This is a genomic window from Exiguobacterium sp. Leaf196 (assembly GCF_001423965.1).
Classification (GTDB): Bacteria; Bacillota; Bacilli; order Exiguobacteriales; family Exiguobacteriaceae; genus Exiguobacterium_A.
In genome coordinates, this window is the sequence record NZ_LMPV01000001.1 from 473,450 (window position 1) to 491,497 (window position 18,048).

The 18,048-nt window shown below is 47.8% G+C and carries 16 protein-coding genes and 1 other annotated feature; of the genes, 8 read left to right on the top strand and 8 right to left on the bottom strand.

Annotated features, from left to right (window positions below):
• Window positions 1–71: 71 nt before the first annotated feature.
• The 3 genes from ASG02_RS02435 to ASG02_RS02445 all read left to right on the top strand — a co-directional run bounded on the left by ASG02_RS02435 (window position 72) and on the right by ASG02_RS02445 (window position 3,785).
• Window positions 72–1,217: an aromatic acid exporter family protein gene (locus tag ASG02_RS02435; RefSeq protein ID WP_035408788.1), complete on the top strand. Its 1,146-nt coding sequence runs from the start codon at window positions 72–74 to the stop codon at window positions 1,215–1,217.
• Window positions 1,218–1,287: 70 nt separating this feature from the next.
• Window positions 1,288–1,492 (top strand) — a binding site (T-box leader).
• Between the two features lie 60 nt (window positions 1,493–1,552).
• Entirely contained in the window at window positions 1,553–3,202 is a 1,650-nt protein-coding gene (locus ASG02_RS02440; RefSeq protein WP_056060485.1) for an aromatic amino acid hydroxylase, read from the top strand.
• Between the two features lie 61 nt (window positions 3,203–3,263).
• Window positions 3,264–3,785 carry a hypothetical protein gene (locus ASG02_RS02445; protein WP_056060488.1) on the top strand — a complete coding sequence of 174 codons (522 nt, stop codon included), beginning with the start codon at window positions 3,264–3,266 and terminating at the stop codon, window positions 3,783–3,785.
• A 60-nt stretch (window positions 3,786–3,845) separates the two neighbouring features.
• Here the strand turns inward: ASG02_RS02445 and ASG02_RS02450 are convergent, their stop codons facing one another.
• From ASG02_RS02450 to ASG02_RS02460, 3 genes are all read right to left on the bottom strand, one after another.
• Window positions 3,846–4,142, bottom strand: coding sequence for an MGMT family protein (locus ASG02_RS02450; RefSeq protein WP_056060490.1), 297 nt, complete (start codon window positions 4,140–4,142; stop codon window positions 3,846–3,848).
• On the bottom strand, window positions 4,139–5,107 hold the full coding sequence (locus ASG02_RS02455) for a cation diffusion facilitator family transporter (RefSeq protein WP_035408776.1): 969 nt from the start codon (window positions 5,105–5,107) through the stop codon (window positions 4,139–4,141). The genes ASG02_RS02450 and ASG02_RS02455 overlap by 4 nt, the downstream gene beginning before the upstream one ends.
• Before the next feature lie 117 nt (window positions 5,108–5,224).
• The gene (locus ASG02_RS02460; protein WP_056060493.1) at window positions 5,225–5,710 is read right to left on the bottom strand and encodes a pyridoxamine 5'-phosphate oxidase family protein; all 486 of its coding nucleotides are present in this window, start codon (window positions 5,708–5,710) and stop codon (window positions 5,225–5,227) included.
• 163 nt (window positions 5,711–5,873) lie between these two features.
• Here ASG02_RS02460 and ASG02_RS02465 point away from each other — a divergent pair, with 163 nt between their 5' ends.
• A complete protein-coding gene (locus ASG02_RS02465) occupies window positions 5,874–6,884 on the top strand; it encodes an LLM class flavin-dependent oxidoreductase (RefSeq protein WP_035408770.1) in 1,011 nt (336 codons plus the stop codon).
• Between the two features lie 19 nt (window positions 6,885–6,903).
• Here ASG02_RS02465 and ASG02_RS02470 read toward each other — a convergent pair whose 3' ends face one another.
• A complete protein-coding gene (locus ASG02_RS02470; protein WP_082478641.1) occupies window positions 6,904–8,172 on the bottom strand; it encodes an MFS transporter in 1,269 nt (422 codons plus the stop codon).
• A 120-nt stretch (window positions 8,173–8,292) separates the two neighbouring features.
• Here ASG02_RS02470 and ASG02_RS02475 point away from each other — a divergent pair, with 120 nt between their 5' ends.
• The gene (locus ASG02_RS02475) at window positions 8,293–9,483 is read left to right on the top strand and encodes a helix-turn-helix domain-containing protein (protein ID WP_056060498.1); all 1,191 of its coding nucleotides are present in this window, start codon (window positions 8,293–8,295) and stop codon (window positions 9,481–9,483) included.
• Window positions 9,484–9,780: 297 nt separating this feature from the next.
• Here ASG02_RS02475 and ASG02_RS02480 read toward each other — a convergent pair whose 3' ends face one another.
• Window positions 9,781–11,214, bottom strand: a complete 1,434-nt coding sequence (locus ASG02_RS02480) for a C40 family peptidase (RefSeq protein ID WP_056060501.1) — start codon at window positions 11,212–11,214, stop codon at window positions 9,781–9,783.
• Between the two features lie 196 nt (window positions 11,215–11,410).
• On the opposite strand from ASG02_RS02480, the gene ASG02_RS02485 reads away from it, so the two are divergent.
• On the top strand, window positions 11,411–13,123 hold the full coding sequence (locus ASG02_RS02485; protein ID WP_056060508.1) for an ABC transporter ATP-binding protein: 1,713 nt from the start codon (window positions 11,411–11,413) through the stop codon (window positions 13,121–13,123).
• A 124-nt stretch (window positions 13,124–13,247) separates the two neighbouring features.
• Window positions 13,248–14,108, top strand: a complete 861-nt coding sequence (locus tag ASG02_RS02490; RefSeq protein WP_035408756.1) for a DUF4003 family protein — start codon at window positions 13,248–13,250, stop codon at window positions 14,106–14,108.
• Window positions 14,109–14,188: 80 nt separating this feature from the next.
• Here the strand turns inward: ASG02_RS02490 and ASG02_RS02495 are convergent, their stop codons facing one another.
• Window positions 14,189–15,436, bottom strand: coding sequence for a lysine N(6)-hydroxylase/L-ornithine N(5)-oxygenase family protein (locus ASG02_RS02495; protein WP_056060509.1), 1,248 nt, complete (start codon window positions 15,434–15,436; stop codon window positions 14,189–14,191).
• A 76-nt stretch (window positions 15,437–15,512) separates the two neighbouring features.
• Window positions 15,513–16,643 carry a S1C family serine protease gene (locus ASG02_RS02500; RefSeq protein ID WP_035408750.1) on the bottom strand — a complete coding sequence of 377 codons (1,131 nt, stop codon included), beginning with the start codon at window positions 16,641–16,643 and terminating at the stop codon, window positions 15,513–15,515.
• Window positions 16,644–16,848: 205 nt separating this feature from the next.
• Between ASG02_RS02500 and ASG02_RS02505 the strand changes: the two genes are divergently transcribed.
• Window positions 16,849–17,199 (top strand): membrane protein, encoded by a 351-nt coding sequence (locus ASG02_RS02505; protein ID WP_035408747.1) that lies wholly within the window; start codon window positions 16,849–16,851, stop codon window positions 17,197–17,199.
• 38 nt (window positions 17,200–17,237) lie between these two features.
• On the opposite strand, the gene ASG02_RS02510 is transcribed toward ASG02_RS02505, so the two are convergent.
• Window positions 17,238–18,002, bottom strand: coding sequence for an SGNH/GDSL hydrolase family protein (locus ASG02_RS02510; RefSeq protein ID WP_056060514.1), 765 nt, complete (start codon window positions 18,000–18,002; stop codon window positions 17,238–17,240).
• Window positions 18,003–18,048 lie beyond the last annotated feature (46 nt).

Sequence of the window (18,048 nt, forward strand, 5' to 3'; positions counted from 1 at the left end):
GATTTTTTGTTGAATTTTGACGGCTAACGGTGAAGAATAGAGGGCATACTGAATAAGAAGGAGGGATGGACATGGGTGGACAATCCTTACAAATCGGACCACGGACCATTAAGACAGGTCTCGCGGTCATCTTGGCGCTGTTGATCAGTAACCTGTTCAACCTCAGCCCAATCCTGCCTGCGATCTCGGCAGCGACGACACTCCTGCCTTCGGTCTATCAGACATGGAAACAATTTCTCGAGGAAGCAGAGGCCAACTTGATTGGTGCCTTTTTGACGTTACTCGCACTTTGGATTTTAGGCGATAACCCGGCGAATCCGCTTGCGATCGGGATCGTCATCATGGCAGCAATTTCGATTTTGCTAGCTTTTGGTTTCGGGCGGACGATTCCACACGTCGTCTTGATGATCATCGTCATTCTCGAAAGTGTCGCGACTGCGACCGAACCACTTTGGCAAGTCGTTTTGATCCGCTACTTGCTCGTCATGCTCGGGATCGGTTGTGCACTCGGCATCAATGCGTTGATTTTCCCGCCACGTTACGGCAATGTCTATTACCAGAAAGCGACGAAACTCTTTGAGAAACTACTCGTCGTCACGCGAGCAATTGCCTTTGAAGGCAAGGTCACCCCATATCGGGCAGCAATCGATAAGATGGGACGTTCGCTCCTTGAGACACAAAACCTGTTCAACCTACACAAGGAAGAAATTAGAGGAACGCGTCAGAAGCATGCCTCGCTTCTACGGAACCTGCTGATCCTCAAACATATGCAATCGTGCCTCGAACGTGGCGTCGCGACGGCGGAGCGCTTCAGAGAACGAGAGAAGGCACTTGATTCGATTGCAGACGATCTTCGAAGTGAACTGTTCTATCACTTGATGCACATCGCCCAGCGACAAGAGAAAGTCTTGCTGACATATGATCTCCTGTTGACGGAAGAACCGCTCGCGATGGAGGATCTCGTCAAAGAGAACATTGCCTTCGTCAAGCACTCTTTTCTCGACCGTGATGAACTCGAGGAAGAAGTAATCATGGAAATTTTACCGATCGTCGTCTCGATGAACGAGTGGATACAAGAACTCGAATCCTTTGAAAAACGGCTCAATGGTGGGCTTCGTCGCCATATCACATCATTGACGATCGAACAAAAATCAGTCCGTGATAAAACATTTAATCGATTTAAACGTAAAAAAGCCATTGACGAAAGTAAAAAGTAAGCGTATAGTCCTCCTTAACGATACTTTACTTGCTAAAAGCATAACAGTATAACAGCATAACAGAACGAAAGATTAAGCGATGATGAAACCGAAGTAAAGACCATCTCCCTGTTTCAGAGAGCACGTGGCGCTGCGAACGTGTACACAGATGGTGTTGAATTACAGTTTCTGAGCTTCTTGCGTAAGCGAGCGGAGCAAACCGTTATCCCAATCATGAGTGACTCAGTTGATGACTGGGTAATCAGGGTGGTACCGCGGCTTTCGTCGCCCCTGTCGAACGATACGTTCGGCAGGGGCTTTTTTGTTATCTTACATTCATTCAAGGGGGAACTCATATGTCTACACCAATCATTCCAAGTCACTTACGTCCACATGTCGCACCACAGCACTACGAAGACTACACGCCAACAGATCATGCCGTTTGGAGATACGTCATGCGACTGAATTTAAATACGTTACAAGATACAGCACATCCAGCATACCTCGAAGGGCTTGCTGCATCGGGCATCAGCCCGGAACGGATTCCAGATGTACGTGAGATGACGGCGAACCTAAGCCGTGGAGGCTGGGGAACAGTCGCTGTCGATGGTCTCATTCCTGGCGTCGCCTTCTTCGATTTCCAAGGACATGGTTTATTACCGATTGCGACCGACATCCGGAAGGTCGATAACATTCTCTATACACCAGCACCGGATATTCTGCACGAAGCAGCGGGGCATGCACCGATCTTGATGAATCCGGTCTACGCGGAATTCGTTCGTCGCTTCGGTGAGATCGGAGCACATGCCTTTAATCATAAAGCCGAGCATGACGTATTCAAGGCACTAAAGAAATTGACGATCGTCAAAGAGAGTCCATTCTCGACGTCAGCCGATATCGAACAAGCTGAAATTGAGCTTGCAGAGACACGGACACACGTCAAAGGGATTTCGGAAGCGAACGAAATCTCACGTCTGTTCTGGTGGACGGTTGAATTCGGTTTGATCGGTGATATCGACAACCCACAAATCTACGGGGCAGGTCTTCTATCATCAGTCGGTGAAAGTCGCCATTGTTTGACGGACGCGGTCGTTAAACATCCATTCTCGCTTGAAAAAGCACTTGCGACGAAACATGACGTGACGAGCATGCAAAAAGAACTCTTCGTCTGTGAATCGTTTGAACAACTCCGCGACGCACTTGAAGAATTCGCTCAATCGATGTCCTACATTCGCGGTGGCATCCACGGACTGACGAAAGCCGTTGAATCAGGCAACCTGTCGACGCTCGTTTTCGACAGCGGTCTCTCACTCGTCGGTGTTCCTGAAACGCAAGAAATTCACGATTCGCTGCATATCGTCAAACTGACTGGACCGACAGCGCTGGCTGCAAACGGTGAAGTGTTGACAGGTCAAGGACTTGCAGATCATCCGGAAGGCTTTACACTCCTTCACGGCAAGGAATTGAACGAAGTATTGATGCAAGTCAAAGTCGGTGAACGTCTCGACTGGGCGGAAGGAAATGTTCACGTCACAGGTGACATCACAGCAATTCAAAACGTCAATGGTCACCGGGCACTCGTCGTCTTAGAAGCAGCAACGCTCTCGAACGATGGGAAAACGATGACGATGGACCGGATGGAATTGATCGTCGGTGACATCACGTCAGCATTCCCGGGAACGGAAGTTGAAGCACTGAAGCCAATTCCAGAAACGATCGAGTTCGAACGAATCGAGCGTCCGTTGACAGCGGCTGATCCAATCTTTGAAGTTGTTCGTGAGATTCGCGAAGGACGTGCTGGTCGGGAACGGTTGCCGCAACTGATCGACCAGACACTCGTCCAGTTACCGGACGCTTGGTTACTCCGCCTCGAATTACTTGAGTTGGCGGATGAAGTCGACCAACCACGTCTGGTCGCTGATCTCGAGCGTTTAAAAGCAACGTCCGAACAGCGAGATGAATTAATCACGCGCGGGATGGCATTACTCGACGTCGTTCATCAATGAGTCGAACTCCGGTTCTGAACCTGTTAGAATGGAGACATTCGGTAAAAGGGGATGATCGGTTATGACAAATTATTATCAAGACGTAAAGGAATTCCACCGTGTGTTTTCACACCCTGGCGCAACGACGCCAACACCTATGACGGTCGATCGTGGGATTAAACGCTCGACCTGGACGGCGGAAGAAGCGGTCGTTGAGTTCTTGCATCAAACGGCGACAAGTGAAGCAGAGTTCCTCGAGGCGATCGAACATTTCAAGTCAGGGCTTGATACAGCGGTCGAAAAATCGCTCCAGATGAAACAACCCGAAACAGATGTCGAACGACTCGTTGGACAAGGGGATGCATTGACGGACGCGCTCTACTTCATCATGGGAAGCTTTGTTGAGATCGGGCTTGATCCGGCTCCATTGTTCGAGATCGTTCAACGTGCCAATATGGCGAAGCTTGGACCGGACGGAAAACCAATCTTCCGAGAATCTGACCAAAAGGTCATGAAACCAGAAGGCTGGCAACCACCGGAACCACAGCTTGAAGCAGAAGTACGTCGACAAATTGCTGCGGCTTCGAGTATGTCAAAAGCTTGATTCAAAACAACAAAAAGAGGGATGACTGGTACATACACCGGTCATCCCTCTATTTTTCATCTATTCACTTCTTACTTGATAACGCGATAAATCGAGTTGACGGATTGTAAGGAACTCGACACCTTCTGCTTCAAGTGCTAGCCGTTGTTCATCGCCTTCGAACGATAGTTTTCCGCCAGCAGCAAGGACGCGGTGCCACGGTAGACGTTCCGTCGTACTCATGCTGTGAAGAATCCGCGCCACTTGTCGTGCGCTACGCGGATGACCGGCGAGTCGAGCGACTTGCCCGTACGTCATGACCCGACCAGCAGGGATTGAACGGATGATGGTCAGGACATCTTGCGTGAACGGTGTCATGACTCGTCAGAAGCGACGACATACTGTTGAATCTTATCGTCTTCGTCAAAGCCGATCGTCACATCGATGATGCCTTGTTGCAAACGGATCTGCAGTTCAAGGCGGTCCTTGATGTCGTCTGCTTGAGCGATCGTCAACGTCGGATCAACTTCGATTTCAACTTCGACGTGGAAATGATCGCCTTCTTTAATAACTTCCAGTTTACTAATGTCTTTGACGTCTGGGTCTTTCATGATCAGTCCGCCGAGACGTGCTGCCATCGTCTCATCGGCTTCACCAAGTGCACCAGCTGCGTTTTGCAGGAAGACGTTTCCAACGACGTAAAACATCATCAGCCCGATCAGGATCGAAGCAATTCCTTCTGCCTGATGAAACGGTGTCACATGCGAGATGATGACGGCGATCATCGCGACGATCCCGCCAGCCGTTGCGACTAAGTCTTCAAGGAACACAAGGCGTGTCGCTGGTTTTGCTTGTTTCAGTGACCGGAAGCTGTCGAGGATAAGGCGTGGTCCTTTTGAGTCCAGTTTCGCATCATGCGCGATTTCCTGCATTGCTTTAAAGAACACACCACTTTCTAAGACGACCCCTGCGAATAAAACGGATAACGTGATCCAGAAGCCTGTCGATTCTGTAGGTTCGATGATGTGGGCAATCCCTTCATGAATCGTTTCGTAGGCCATGATGCCGACAAAGAGGATTGCGCCTAACAAGACGAGATTGACGAGACGACCAAATCCGTTCGGGAACCGTTTCGTCGGTGCTTTTTTACTGAGGGCAGAACCGATGAAGACGAAAAATTGATTGGCAGCATCCCCGAGCGTATGCATCATTTCGGCGAACATCGCGACATTTCCCGTCAGGACGTAGGCAATTGCCTTGATGATGGCGATGATAGAGTTGACGATGCCTGCCGTCAACGCAGACCGGTTACCCCGGCGTAATAACGTAAAAAATTCTCCCATGATTGTACTCCTTTTAGTTAAGTTACGTATTAGTTCATTTTATTATGTTACATCATTTTGAGAAAAACGACTATCTTCACATGAAAAAACCCACGCAAGCTGCGCGGGTTTAACTCGTCAAGACAAGTCGACTGTTTTATTGATTTCGTTCTCATCGTCTTTGCCGACGACTTTCTTCAAGACTTGTTTGACGGACTTTGTCGTGTTTCCTGTTTCCCAGTACTCAGCAGCTTCCGTGTTGACCTTGATCAAGACGACTTTCGGATCTTCGTATGTCGTTCCAAGATATGCTTCGTAACGTGGGCTCCAGAGCTCTTTTTTTCGTTCGATGTCTTCGACGAGTTCTGCTGTTCCACGAATCGAGACGTATGATTTGTCGACGTACGCGACGTTAACACTCGGATTCTTAAGTAATTCTTGATACTTGTCCGTTTCTTTTGAAGTGAGGAACCAGAGGTCGCCATCAAATTCGATATCCTGTGTCTGCATCGGACGCGATACGAGTCCTTCTGCTGAAATCGTTGTCAGCATCGCTGTTTCGATTTTATCGATCAGTTTCTTGATCGTTTCGACTGCTTCTTGATTCGTAGTATGGGTTGACATGTGACTCCACCTCATTCGTTAGATTTTTATGCTCACTTAGGCATTGTTCCCTGAATTTCAAAATGAAAACGTCCCCATGACGGAAAGAAGCAGTTTCGTTGCACGGTACAACGAGGAGGCGTACAGTGTAGGTACGCATTTGAAAGAAAAAGGAGAGACATACATGAAACTTAGTATTTTAGACCAATCCCCGGTCTCTAAAGGACAATCCCCATCTGATGCCTTACACGAAACGGTCGAGCTCGCGAAAATCGCGGACGAACTCGGTTATCATCGCCTGTGGGTATCCGAGCACCACTTTGCCAAAACACTAGCCGGTTCAAGTCCGGAAGTCTTGATCGCGTATATGGCAGCCGTGACAAAACAGATTCGCCTTGGTTCAGGCGGTGTTATGTTGCCACATTACAGTGCCTACAAAGTTGCGGAGAACTTCCGTGTCCTCGAAGGACTTGCTCCGAACCGGATTGATCTCGGTCTCGGTCGGGCACCGGGCGGTATGCCGCTTGCGACACGTGCGTTACAAGAAGGTTCGTCGCCACGGTTTGGTGGAGCTGATTATGGTGAGCAACTTGATGATCTCGTCGACTACCTGAAAGACGGGGCACCTGCCGGACACCGGTTCGCGGGACTCGTCGCCACACCAGAAGTCGATACGACACCAGAAGGCTGGTTGCTCGGATCAAGTGGTGGTAGTGCCTTGAACGCCGCACAACGCGGATTCGGATTTGCCTTTGCTCACTTCATCAATGGACAGGGTGGTCAGGAAGTAATGGATTACTATCGTCATAATTTCATGGCGACGTCGTTTAATGAGACACCACAAACACTCGTTTCGATCTTCGTGACATGTGCCGAAACGACGGAAGAAGCAGAACGTTTGGCGTCAAGCCTTGATTTATCTCTGCTCTTACTCGAAAAAGGGGTCTCGTCAACAGGAACGCCGACACCGGAAGAAGCAGCAGCGTATCCGTATACGTTCCAAGATCAGTTCCGGATTGCTGAAAATCGGAAACGGATGATCGTCGGTAACCCGGAATCCGTTGCGAAACAATTGCAAGAGCTTGCCGATTCATACGGGACAGACGAAGTAATGATTGCTTCGATGATCGCAGACAAACAAGCAAAACAACAATCATTAAAATTAATCATGGACGCTGTCAAAGCGACAGTCTGATTTATACGCACGTCCTTTCTCACGAAGTGAGGGAGGACGTGTTTTTTGCGTCTACTACTGGAATGCGTTCGGATACGATGTCTTTACGCAATCGGAAGAATCCGAATAACGCTGCACCGAACAAGCCGACTGTACCGACTGTAAGTAGCACGATGATAGACACATGATCACTCAGTAAACCAAACAATAGGGTACCAATCGGCATCATCGCCATGGCGACCGATTCAAGGACACCGATGACACGCCCGAGGTAAGCTGGATCAGTCTGTTTTTGCACGATGAGTTGTAGCGGAATGTTCATCCGTAAGACGAGCATGCCGTCGATGAACAATAGAATCATGAAAAAGGGTAGTAGTAGAGCAGAGGGAACGTAGCCGAGTAAAGCAAGTGCAGGAAGCGCATAACAAGAGGCGATTAAAAAGAGCGACTCGAATATCGTGCGTAACGGACGTTTCACCGTAAAGCGAGGTAAGGCAAGAAGCAACGAAGCGACGAGAAGACCGGCACCTAGTGCGGACTCGACCAGTCCAAACCGAAATGGTGTGAATTGCAGTCGATCGAGCAAAATAATCGGTAACAAGATTTCGAAAGCAACAAAAAAGAAGTTCAGGACGATCGCCATCAGGACGAGTGTCGTCAATACTGGTTGACGGAACAGATAGCGGTAGCCTTCTTTAAACTCCGAGATGAAAGACGGAGTATCGGTAGTAACCAGAGGAGAGGTATCGACTGCAAGAAAGCGGAGGCGGCTATTCCACCAGGCAGCAGAAGCAAACAAGAGAAACGGTAAGATCAAGAATTGCGTGATGGAGACAGTGGCGATAAGCAGTCCCGCAACGAGTGGAGCAGTGATCGTTGAGGTCGATTGAATCGTCGAGAAGAGTGCGTTCCCGCGTTGTAACTCCTCTTCTTGTACGAGTCGCGGTAACGAACTTGATAAGGTGACGGACAGGAACGTCGACAGGCTCGTTAAGAAGACACTCGCGACGATGTAATGAATAGTATGTAACGGAGCTTGTAGCGAATAGAGCAAGAGTCCAAATAAGACGAGTGCACTTAGACTCTCGGTCGTGACGATTATGCGTTTCCGATTCCAGCGATCAGCAAGGACACCAGCAATCGGTGAGAGCAAAATCCGTGGCACCGATCCTGCAAGCAAGACGAGCGCGAACTGAAAACCAGATGACGTTTCTCGTAAGACGGTTAGTCCGGCGACGAACGTGAATAGACTAGCCGCAAATAACGAACAAAACTTTCCAAATAAGACACGTTTTAAATTAAATGACATCATGTTCACTCCTTCAGAGTTAAATTTTATTGAACTTTAGTGTAGAATAAAGGAGTGGAAGAAAAATGTAAAGATAAAGTTCAATATGATTTAACTTTTAGGATAAAAGGAGTGACCAGTGTGTTAGGGGAACGTATCAAACAGATCCGAAAACAGAAAAAAATGACGCAAACGGACGTTGCGACCGGTATCATCACGAAGTCGATGCTCAGTATGGTCGAGAATGGGAAAGCGACGCCGTCTGTTCCCGCATTACAGGCGATTGCTAGACGCTTACAGGTGACGGTCGAAGAATTAATGCTCGATCCACGCGATGTTCAAATGCGGGAACTTATCGAAACAATCCGTTCGCGGGATACCCCGTATCATTCGGACGAAAAAGTTCAGGAAATTCTGCGCCCATATTTAGTTCCAGAGACAAACTCTTACTGGCAAGGACAGGTCTTTCAGGAATATGGTGATGCCTTCCGAACGACGGATCCAGAGCTCGGTTTAACATATTTCGAGAAGGCGGAGCGAGTTTTTCAACAGCTCGGTCGTCAAGATGAGCAGCTGCTCGTTCAAATCTCGAAAGTTTACTTCTTATTCAATCTCAAACGGACGAAGGAAGCCTATGAGCTGATTGAAATTATGGACGTCCCACGCGAGATTCCACTTGCGCCGAAAACCTATTTAAAGCTTCAAATCCTTCGTGCGCTCCGTGCGAGTCTGTTCGATGATCACTACGCAGAAGCGATCGCGCTATTGCGTGAAGGGGTTCAGTACATGCGAGAGCAAGATGTCTATTATCATGTCATTTCGTTTCAACGTTTCCTCGGACTGTTTTTATATCTAGAAGGAGAAATCGAACAATCACAGCAAGAGTTTGATCGATTGGAACAGTTTTTTGCATTTAGTGAAACGACTGCCGTTGGACGGATCGAAGTTGATTTGACGAAAGGACTCATCGCGATTTTCGAAAATGATACGAACGGCATGCAGATGGCGTGGGAAAGACTCGTTACTGTAGCGATCGATGACGCGAAGCATTACATCGGACAACTCGAAGTCCATCTCCTTGTGAACGGTATCGAATTACCGAATCAGACGCTTCAGCAGAGCGTCGATAAGATATGGGAGATGCAAGATGCGTGGCTAGCAGCAAGTGGGTTTGATCAAGCGATGATGCTTCAGACGCTCGTTCTGGCGATGCAACGAGGGGTTGGTCAGGAACGCTTAGAGGATGTCTTGCGATTGAAAGATGAACTTCAAAGTGAGCGACTCAAAGGTGAGCTCGAACGCGAGATAAAAGCGTTGGTTAATGTTCAATGACGAAAAAACAGGCATGAAGCAAGTGCGCTTCATGCCTGTTCGTGTGAGGATCTAGTTAGTCTAAAAAGCAAAAAGACGCATGCAAGGATGGAAACGACGAGGTGTCCGATGTAGACGTCTCCCGTCTGGATGTAGTGTAGCAACATCGAACCACCAAAAATCAATAAGGTAAGAAAGAGCAGCCGGATATAAAGTGTTTTATAAGACATGCAGACACATCCTTTCCATATCCAGTATATCCAAAAGAGAAGCGGTAAGACAAAAAACATCCACCCCGAGGGATGGATGAAAAATGTCTTAAAGTGATTTAAAGCCTAATAGTTTTTGTGTCCAGTAACGTTCTGAAAGACGGCTGATGCCAAGAGCTGGTTCATTCGCATGGATGAACTGGTCGTTGTTCAGCATGATGCCGATATGTGTTGGACCAGCGGCATACGTGTTTTCGAAGAAGATGATATCGCCGCGTGTTGGCTGACGAAGTTTCGAAAGCTTTACCCCAAGATAACGGTCATCGTTCCAGTAACCGTTGACGTTCGTCCGTCCGACAGAATAGCCAGCAGCATTCAACGTGTAATTAATGAAACCAGAGCAGTCGAAGCCACCGTTGACTGGACTACTTGACCCCCATCGATATGGCGTTCCAAGATATTGTTGCCCAATCGAAATCGCACGTTCCATCAATGTTGAACCTGGAACGGTCGTTACCGGGGGTGTCGTTGGAGTGACCGGAGGCGTCGTCGTGACGGATCCCGTCGTGATGTAACTCTTCGCGACATAGTAAAGACCAGTTCCAATCTTGATCTGGTACCAGCCGCTATCTTTTCCTGTCGTTTCACCCGTGACATTGACTGTCGAACCGTGTCCGACTTGTGTGAAGACTTTAGACGACGTCGAAGGTAACGTACGGACATTCAATCCAGTTGGTGCGTTGACGCGATACGTCTTCGAAGCATCAACCGGCGTCAAAGAGACTCCAGGCGTCGTCGGCGTTGTTGGTGGTGATGCTTTTGTTGAAGCTTTGACATAGGTCGAAGCGACATATGCTTCTTTTCCGTCGAGCTTGACTTGGTACCATGAATCAACGGCACCTGTGACATCAAGAACCGTCTGATGCGGTAATGTCTTGTAGATTTTTGCATTCGTCGCTGCAGCAGTCCGAGCATTCAAGCCTTCCTTCGCATTAACCGTGTAGACTTTCGATCGATCGACCGCTTTAACGACTTGTTTGACGGGAGTCGTCACTGGTGGTTTGGAATCCGTCATGACGTTTGATGTCTTTTTACTGACTAACGTCGCATGGACATAGGCCGTTTGTTTCTTATATGTGATTTGGTACCAATCACCTGATTGTTTCTGAACAGTCAAGACAGTATTCTTTGCTAGTTTTCCGAGTGATTTCGAACTCGTCGTTGCTTTTTGCCGGACGTTGACGGCATCGGTGTTCGTTATGTAGGTCGTAGTTGTCGGAGCCTTTTCCGTCGTTGCTTTGACGTATGCTGAAGTAATGAAAGCTGGTTTCGACTGATAGCGGATTTCATACCAGCTGTTGACTTTCTTGACAGCTGTCAGCTTCGTACCTTTTTTTAGAGTCGTGATGACCTTCGCGGAAGTCGAGGCAGCCGTGCGAATGTTGACGTTATCCGTCAAAGTCAGTGTCGTTGACGCGGCTGAAACCGGAATTGTGGTACCGACCAAAGCGAGCGTCGTGAGGGCGAGAACGGTCTTTTTCACGTGACATAGCTCCTTCCAAGAGATAGGTAAAAATCGTTGTTACCATTTTGTCATAAAAAGTGCTGATTCCCCTGAATTAAAAATATAATTTTTGTCTGGAAAACTGTAATACCGTTTTTCAAAAAAAACGAATAGGTAGAAGGAGTATTTTCAAAAAAGTTCAAGTACACTAGAAGTACTCGGAAGGAGGCTACACATGTTACACCGTTTTTATCAGTATTATATCCCACATAAACGTTTATTCTGGCTCGATTTCACGTCTGCCTTATTCGTCGGGGTTTTAGAACTTGCGTTTCCACTCGCAGTTAAATGGTTCATCGACTCCTTGTTACCAAACGGAGAGATGAACTGGATCATCCTTGTCAGCGTCGGATTATTAGCGTTATACGTCATCAGTACGCTGATGCAATTCGTCGTCAACTATTTCGGACATAAGCTCGGGATTAATATCGAGACCGATATGCGTCGTCAGTTGTTTAGTCATGTCCAGAAACAGTCGTTCCGTTTCTTTGACAATACAAAGACGGGTCATATCATGAGCCGGATCACAAATGACTTGTTCGATATCGGGGAACTAGCCCATCATGGTCCAGAAGATGCGTTCATTGCCGTCATGACCTTGCTTGGTGCATTCTCGATCATGCTGACGATCAATGTGCCGCTTGCCCTCGTGACGATCATTGCTGTGCCATTCCTGATCTGGTTGATCAGTTATGCGAACGTTCGGATGAATAAATCATGGGACCGGATGTACGGTAATATCGCGGAAGTCAATTCACGCGTCGAGGACAGTGTTTCCGGTGTCCGTGTCGTCCAGTCGTTCACGAACGAAGCTTACGAAATCGAGCGTTTTGAAAAAGACAACGCAACGTTCCGTCAGTCGAAGATCAATGCCTACAAGGTCATGAGTAAGAGCCTGTCCGGCATCTACTTGACGACTCGTTTGATGACACTTGCCGTCTTAGTCGTCGGTGCGTACTTGACATATCGCGAAGCCTTAACGGCAGGAGAACTCGTCGGCTTCATTCTCTACATGAATATCTTATTGAAGCCAATCGATAAGATTACGGCATTGCTTGAGATGTATCCGAAAGGGATGGCGGGCTTTAAGCGATTCCTTTCGATGATTGATGAAGATGCGTCCTTACCTGATGCGCCAGATGCGCTCGTCGTTGATCGCTTGAACGGTGGCATCACGTTCAAGGATGTCGCATTCGGATATGAAGCGGATCGTCTAATCTTAGAACACATCAATCTGACGGTCGAACCTGGTCAGACGGTCGCATTCGTCGGAACATCCGGGGCAGGGAAGACGACGATCTGTTCATTAATTCCACGTTTTTATGATGTTCTAGATGGCGCAATCACAATTGACGGAATTGATATCCGGCAAATGACGAAGGAGTCACTACGTCAACAAATCGGTATCGTCCAGCAGGATGTCTTCTTGTTCTCAGGGACGATTGCTGAGAACATCGCCTACGGTAATCTGAATGCAACGCACGAAGACATCGTGCAAGCGGCGGAACGTGCCCACCTCGGACCGATGATCGCGGATCTTCCAGATGGGTATGCGACACAAATTGGCGAACGGGGACTCAAGTTATCGGGTGGACAAAAGCAACGACTTGCCATCGCACGGATGTTCCTAAAGAATCCACCGATTCTGATTCTGGACGAAGCAACGTCTGCCCTTGATACGGAAACGGAAGCACTCATCCAAGAGTCGCTGGCCGAACTGTCTGAGAACCGGACGACCCTCGTCATTGCGCACCGTTTAGCGACGATCCGGAATGCGGATAAGATTTTCGTCGTCACGAAAGACGGGATCGTCGAAGAGGGCTCGCATGACGAGTTGATGGATCAAGGTGGTTATTTCTCCCGTTTGTTAGAGAGACAACGAGTTTGAATCGATTTGAAAGAATGTAAAAGCAATGGACATGTTCCGTTGCTTTTTTTGTGCGTTCAAAAATATGATTGTGCAAGCCATTTTTAGGGAAAACGATGCATAGAAAAGAAGGAGAGGTGGAAGGATGTACGGTCAATTCTGTGAGAATTATGATGAGAGCTATCCCGTCTTGCGGGAGGAATCGTCACATGATTTCCATCGTTTTTTTGCGCTGTCCTACACGATTCACGATACTGTCTTTGAGCAGAATGTCTACGAACGTCTGATGCGAACGATCAAACACAAGACATCTCGCTTTTCAGCGTTACGGAGTCGCTATACACCATTGCTCGTTGCCCATGTTCAACTGAATAGCACGGATCCTGATGTCCTCATCGAAGAAATCATCGTCGCTGAAAAGAAGATTAAACATCGATTGATTCGTGATAAAGGAGTCCGACCATTTTTTGCACTCAATGAAGTACTGAACCGTCGACAAGGGATTGATGCGTTTCCCTACATGGAACGCTTGCATGCGACACGACCACATCTGAATGCTGCGAAGCAGTATGTCGTGACATCGACTTTGCTTGAACAGCACCCACTACCAGATACGTTTTTAGAACGCGTTGATACGTTTGAAGAGTGGCTTGCGCAATATATGGAACGGACGAGTGAACGTGTCATTACGGCGCAGATCTTAGCAGCGCATCCGGATGCGTCAGCGCAACAAGAACGAATCGTTGCTTGGCGGGAACTACTTGAACGGCGAGAAATCATTATTTGGGATCGTTTAATGCCGCTTCTTGCGTTATTACCATCGATGGAACGTGTTGATTGGATTTACGTGACCCGGATCGTCGATCGGGAGCGAGCACGGAATCGTTTTTCAGACGAAGTCAACTGGTTGATTGCCTTTCATCTGTTACTGGCTAAATCAGGAGTGACACGGGTGCAAGCTACGTTATTGTTACTGGCTGCACTAGAACTAACGAAAAAACCGTGACGTGAAGCATTGAAATAGACAAAACGGACGAGGTATGGCGCGCACCATACCTCGTCCGTTTTACTGTATGCTCATCTGACTTAATCAAACGTCGTAAACGTCGCATGTTGTTCGACCGGATAAAGTTCCGTACCGGCGACAGCGTTCAAGATCAACTGATTCCGCGAAACAGACATGCCGAGATTATCAGCTGCTGGACCATGTGATAACTCTAAATTAGCGGTTGCGTAAAGATGATGCGCCGTCTCGACGGAACGCACGATTTGATAGTCCGCGTCGACTTTCCAAGCGTTGGGTGCTTCGAACACGATATCGAGTCGATCAATGAAGCTTGGAAGGGATGGCGAAAAGCCGGTTGCCGCGATGACAGCATCTGTTTTGGACGAGCGTTCATCTTCGAGCTCTTGATGTTGCATCGCGATCGTGAACCGTTCGTCATAGGTAATCTTTTTCACTTCAAGATTCGCGCGAATCGCGACTTGTTGCTGTTCTTCTTCCGTCAAATCATAGAGGTGGGCATAGATCGATTGCAGGGTCTCTGGACTGATGCCGTTCTGAGACCGGGCGAATTTCTTGACCGACTCTTGTCTTACTTCGAGTGGGAGTTGGTTGAAATACGTCACATAGCTCGGTGAAAAAATTTCTTCTCCGAGTTTACCGGTCTCGAGTGTCTCAAACAGTGTCGAACGCGCAATCCATTCGAGTTCAGGACGCTCTGGAGCAGGTGTCGTCAAAAGATCAAGGAAGATCTCGGCAGCACTTTGACCGGAGCCGACGATACTGATTTTTTTGCGCTGCAACAGTTCTGCCTTGTTCATGACATACTGTGTATTGTGAATGACACGCTCGTCAAACGTGTCTGGAATCGCGGGCTTTGAGCCAGTACCGATGACGACGTTCCGTGCTTCGAACGTTTCCCGTTTACCAGTTGTGACATCTTCGACGAGGACCTCGAAACTATCACCGGTATCTTGCACATCGACGACGCGGGTTGAAAATCGTAAATCATTAAGCTGTGTCGCCACCCAGCGTAAGTAATCATTGTAACCTTGTCTTGAAATCAGAAGTTTTTCATAGAAGTAAAACGTGTGGAGACGTTGGATCGATCGTAAGTAATTAAGGTAAGAAAATGCGCTCGTCGGATCAGCAAGTGTGACGAGATCGGAGATGAAGCTTGTCTGCATCATCGAGTCCTGAATCATCATGCCGGGATGCCATGAGAATTGTTCGCTTTCGTCAAAAAATAACGTTTTTAAATCTGTCGGATGAGCCAGTGCGCTCAACCCTAAATTCATCGGACCAATGCCGATACCGATTAAGTCATACATAGAAAAAGCCTCCCAATTCGATATTGTTCTAAAACAATACCCGAAAAGGAAGGCGGACGAAACGTCAGGCTGAAGTTTACAGCTGGTCGGTCGTCGTTGTTTTTGTCTCGACCGTCATCGTTTTTCCGTCACGGATGATTGTCAGTGAGAGTGGACCGTCTGATTTGATGAGTGCCGTTTTGATATCGACGAATCCTTTAATCTCGGAGTCGTTGATTTTCGTGATCACGTCACCTGTTTTCAGTTTAGCCGCAGCGGCTGGACTGTTCGGTTCGACTGACATGACGACGACACCTGTTTTTTGACTGTCTGGTAAGTTAACTTGATCTTTTAAATAACCAGCAGGGAACGCCGCCACATCTTGTAAGGAAACACCGAGTGTCGGATGTTCGACTTTACCGTTCGTCTCAAGTTGTTTGAGGATTGGTAATGCATCATCGATTGGAATACTGAAACCGACACCTTCAACACCCGACTCAGCAATTTTCATCGAGTTGATACCGACGAGTTGTCCTTGTTCATTGATCAAGGCACCGCCTGAGTTACCAGGATTGATCGCGGCATCCGTCTGGATGACCGTTGTATTAAAGTCGTCTTGTCCATCGTTATTCGTATCGACCGGTACAGTCCGGTCTTTCGAACTGACGATTCCACGGGTAACGGAATTTTGGAATTCACCAAGCGGATTACCAATCGCAAGGACAGTCTGTCCGGCTTTTAAGTCAGCCGATTTCCCGAGTGTGATGACGCCTGGAACGTCGTTTGCGTCGACTTCTAACACGGCTAAGTCATACGTTTCGTCACTACCGAGTAATTTGGCTTGCAGTGTTTTACCGTTGTTAAGTGTGACATCAAGTTTTGATGCGCCATCGACGACGTGGTGGTTCGTAATGATGTATGCTTTTCCATTCTCTTTTTTATAAATGACACCAGATCCCGAGCCGGCAGCTGCTTCTTTTTGCGACATCGCATTACCGGTTTGATAATTCGTCACCGTTACAACGGATTTTTGAGCAGTGGCGACTGCATTCGTCACTGGATCATTCGACGTCGTCGAGACTTGTTTTGGCATTCCGTTTGAGAGTGGTGTGTCCGCGACCTGTTGTTCTTGATCGAGTAAAATCGGAAACGCGATCGTTGCCGTCAGAACGGCACCGATGATTCCTCCAGTCAATCCAGGTAAAAGTCCTTTTGTTTTTCCAGCCATAAGTCGTCATCCCTTCCTGTATGATTTCTGACTTCATCATAGCAAATGAAGCGACTTGTCACCTGATTACGGGAGACATTCCGAAATGACTCATCATTCCCCATAATTCGACGACAATTTCTAAAAGTTGAGATAATCGGATCAGTTCGATACACTGAAGCTGTTTCGAATGAATCCGTAAAGTGGAAAGAGAGAGTGAAAGATCATGCTATTACGTTTAGTCTATGGAGCAGGATTATTGTTTGCGGGAGTTGGTCATTTCCGCAACGAGAAAGGGTTTGTCAGCATCATGCCGTCGTTCATTCCGTTCAAGCGCTTTTTCGTCCAAGTAACGGGTGTGATCGAGATCGCTTATGGTCTCATGCTATTGACAGGAAAAGGAGTACATCTCGTTCGTAAGACGCTTCCGGCCTTTTTGTACGCGGTCTTACCGGCAAACGTCAATATGGCCGTCAATCCGAAACCGGTCAATGGGAAGCGCCTTCCATCATGGTTGCTCTGGACACGTTTGCCGCTTCAATGGGGACTCATCGCCTTGGCCAAACGCCTGAAATGAATCGGAACAAAAAGCCGCCATTTAGGCGGCTTTTTGTTTTAGAAACGTTTATTGACAGCAAGTAATGCGGCTTTTGCGATCTCTTCATAGGTAGAGTCGTTCGGATGGAACTGATCGCTTGATAAATCACGTTTGACGTCGCGAACGAGATTGAATGTGTCGATGATTTCGACGTCATATTCAATCCCGAGCGTCCGGGATTTAGCATTCCAGTCTTGCACGATCGCATCGAACGCCTCACCGTTTTCCGTTGCACGGAAAGGATTATAAAGTCCGACGTAGAAGATGACAGCATCCGGATTTTGTTCGCGCAGAATCCGGAACGTCTTTTTTAAGTTGTCTTGAGCCGTCGTAATCGTCGCGGCCGTTTTCTTTGCGTCGAAATTCGTGACACCTTCGCCACGATTGAACAAGTCATTTCCGCCGATCGTCACCGAGATGACTTTCGCTTGACTGACTGAGCGTAGGACTTCTTTTTGTTTGAGTTGTTTTAATAAATTTTCCGTCCGGGCACCACTGACGGCAAGATTCTGAAAACGCTCGACCGTGTTCGCTTTGACAAGGTCGCGTCCGACAAGAGCAGCATAACTATTTCCGTTAGATGCTCCAACACCACGCGTCAAGGAATCACCAAGCGCGACGTACGTTCCGCCTTTTTTGACAGGTTCTTCCTTTGTTGGTGTGAGGACGGCACGCTTCGGTGGATTGACGACGTCACTATAGGCGTTGACGAAACCGTAACCAAACAGTGCGGTCAGTAAGAGTGAAACGGTTAAAAACAGGGGCCAGCGCAATCGCTTCATGAACGTTCCTCCTTCTAGGTTCTATCCTGATTGTAGCAAATGTAGA

What these genes read in the sequence shown, in the direction of transcription:
- ASG02_RS02435 (WP_035408788.1), top strand. Translation starts at nt 72, where the DNA reads ATGGGTGGACAATCCTTACAAATCGGACCACGGACCATTAAGACAGGT.
- ASG02_RS02440 (WP_056060485.1), top strand. Translation starts at nt 1,553, where the DNA reads ATGTCTACACCAATCATTCCAAGTCACTTACGTCCACATGTCGCACCA.
- ASG02_RS02445 (WP_056060488.1), top strand. Translation starts at nt 3,264, where the DNA reads ATGACAAATTATTATCAAGACGTAAAGGAATTCCACCGTGTGTTTTCA.
- ASG02_RS02450 (WP_056060490.1), bottom strand. Translation starts at nt 4,142, where the DNA reads ATGACACCGTTCACGCAAGATGTCCTGACCATCATCCGTTCAATCCCT.
- ASG02_RS02455 (WP_035408776.1), bottom strand. Translation starts at nt 5,107, where the DNA reads ATGGGAGAATTTTTTACGTTATTACGCCGGGGTAACCGGTCTGCGTTG.
- ASG02_RS02460 (WP_056060493.1), bottom strand. Translation starts at nt 5,710, where the DNA reads ATGTCAACCCATACTACGAATCAAGAAGCAGTCGAAACGATCAAGAAA.
- ASG02_RS02465 (WP_035408770.1), top strand. Translation starts at nt 5,874, where the DNA reads ATGAAACTTAGTATTTTAGACCAATCCCCGGTCTCTAAAGGACAATCC.
- ASG02_RS02470 (WP_082478641.1), bottom strand. Translation starts at nt 8,172, where the DNA reads ATGTCATTTAATTTAAAACGTGTCTTATTTGGAAAGTTTTGTTCGTTA.
- ASG02_RS02485 (WP_056060508.1), top strand. Translation starts at nt 11,411, where the DNA reads ATGTTACACCGTTTTTATCAGTATTATATCCCACATAAACGTTTATTC.
- ASG02_RS02490 (WP_035408756.1), top strand. Translation starts at nt 13,248, where the DNA reads ATGTACGGTCAATTCTGTGAGAATTATGATGAGAGCTATCCCGTCTTG.
- ASG02_RS02495 (WP_056060509.1), bottom strand. Translation starts at nt 15,436, where the DNA reads ATGTATGACTTAATCGGTATCGGCATTGGTCCGATGAATTTAGGGTTG.
- ASG02_RS02500 (WP_035408750.1), bottom strand. Translation starts at nt 16,643, where the DNA reads ATGGCTGGAAAAACAAAAGGACTTTTACCTGGATTGACTGGAGGAATC.
- ASG02_RS02505 (WP_035408747.1), top strand. Translation starts at nt 16,849, where the DNA reads ATGCTATTACGTTTAGTCTATGGAGCAGGATTATTGTTTGCGGGAGTT.
- ASG02_RS02510 (WP_056060514.1), bottom strand. Translation starts at nt 18,002, where the DNA reads ATGAAGCGATTGCGCTGGCCCCTGTTTTTAACCGTTTCACTCTTACTG.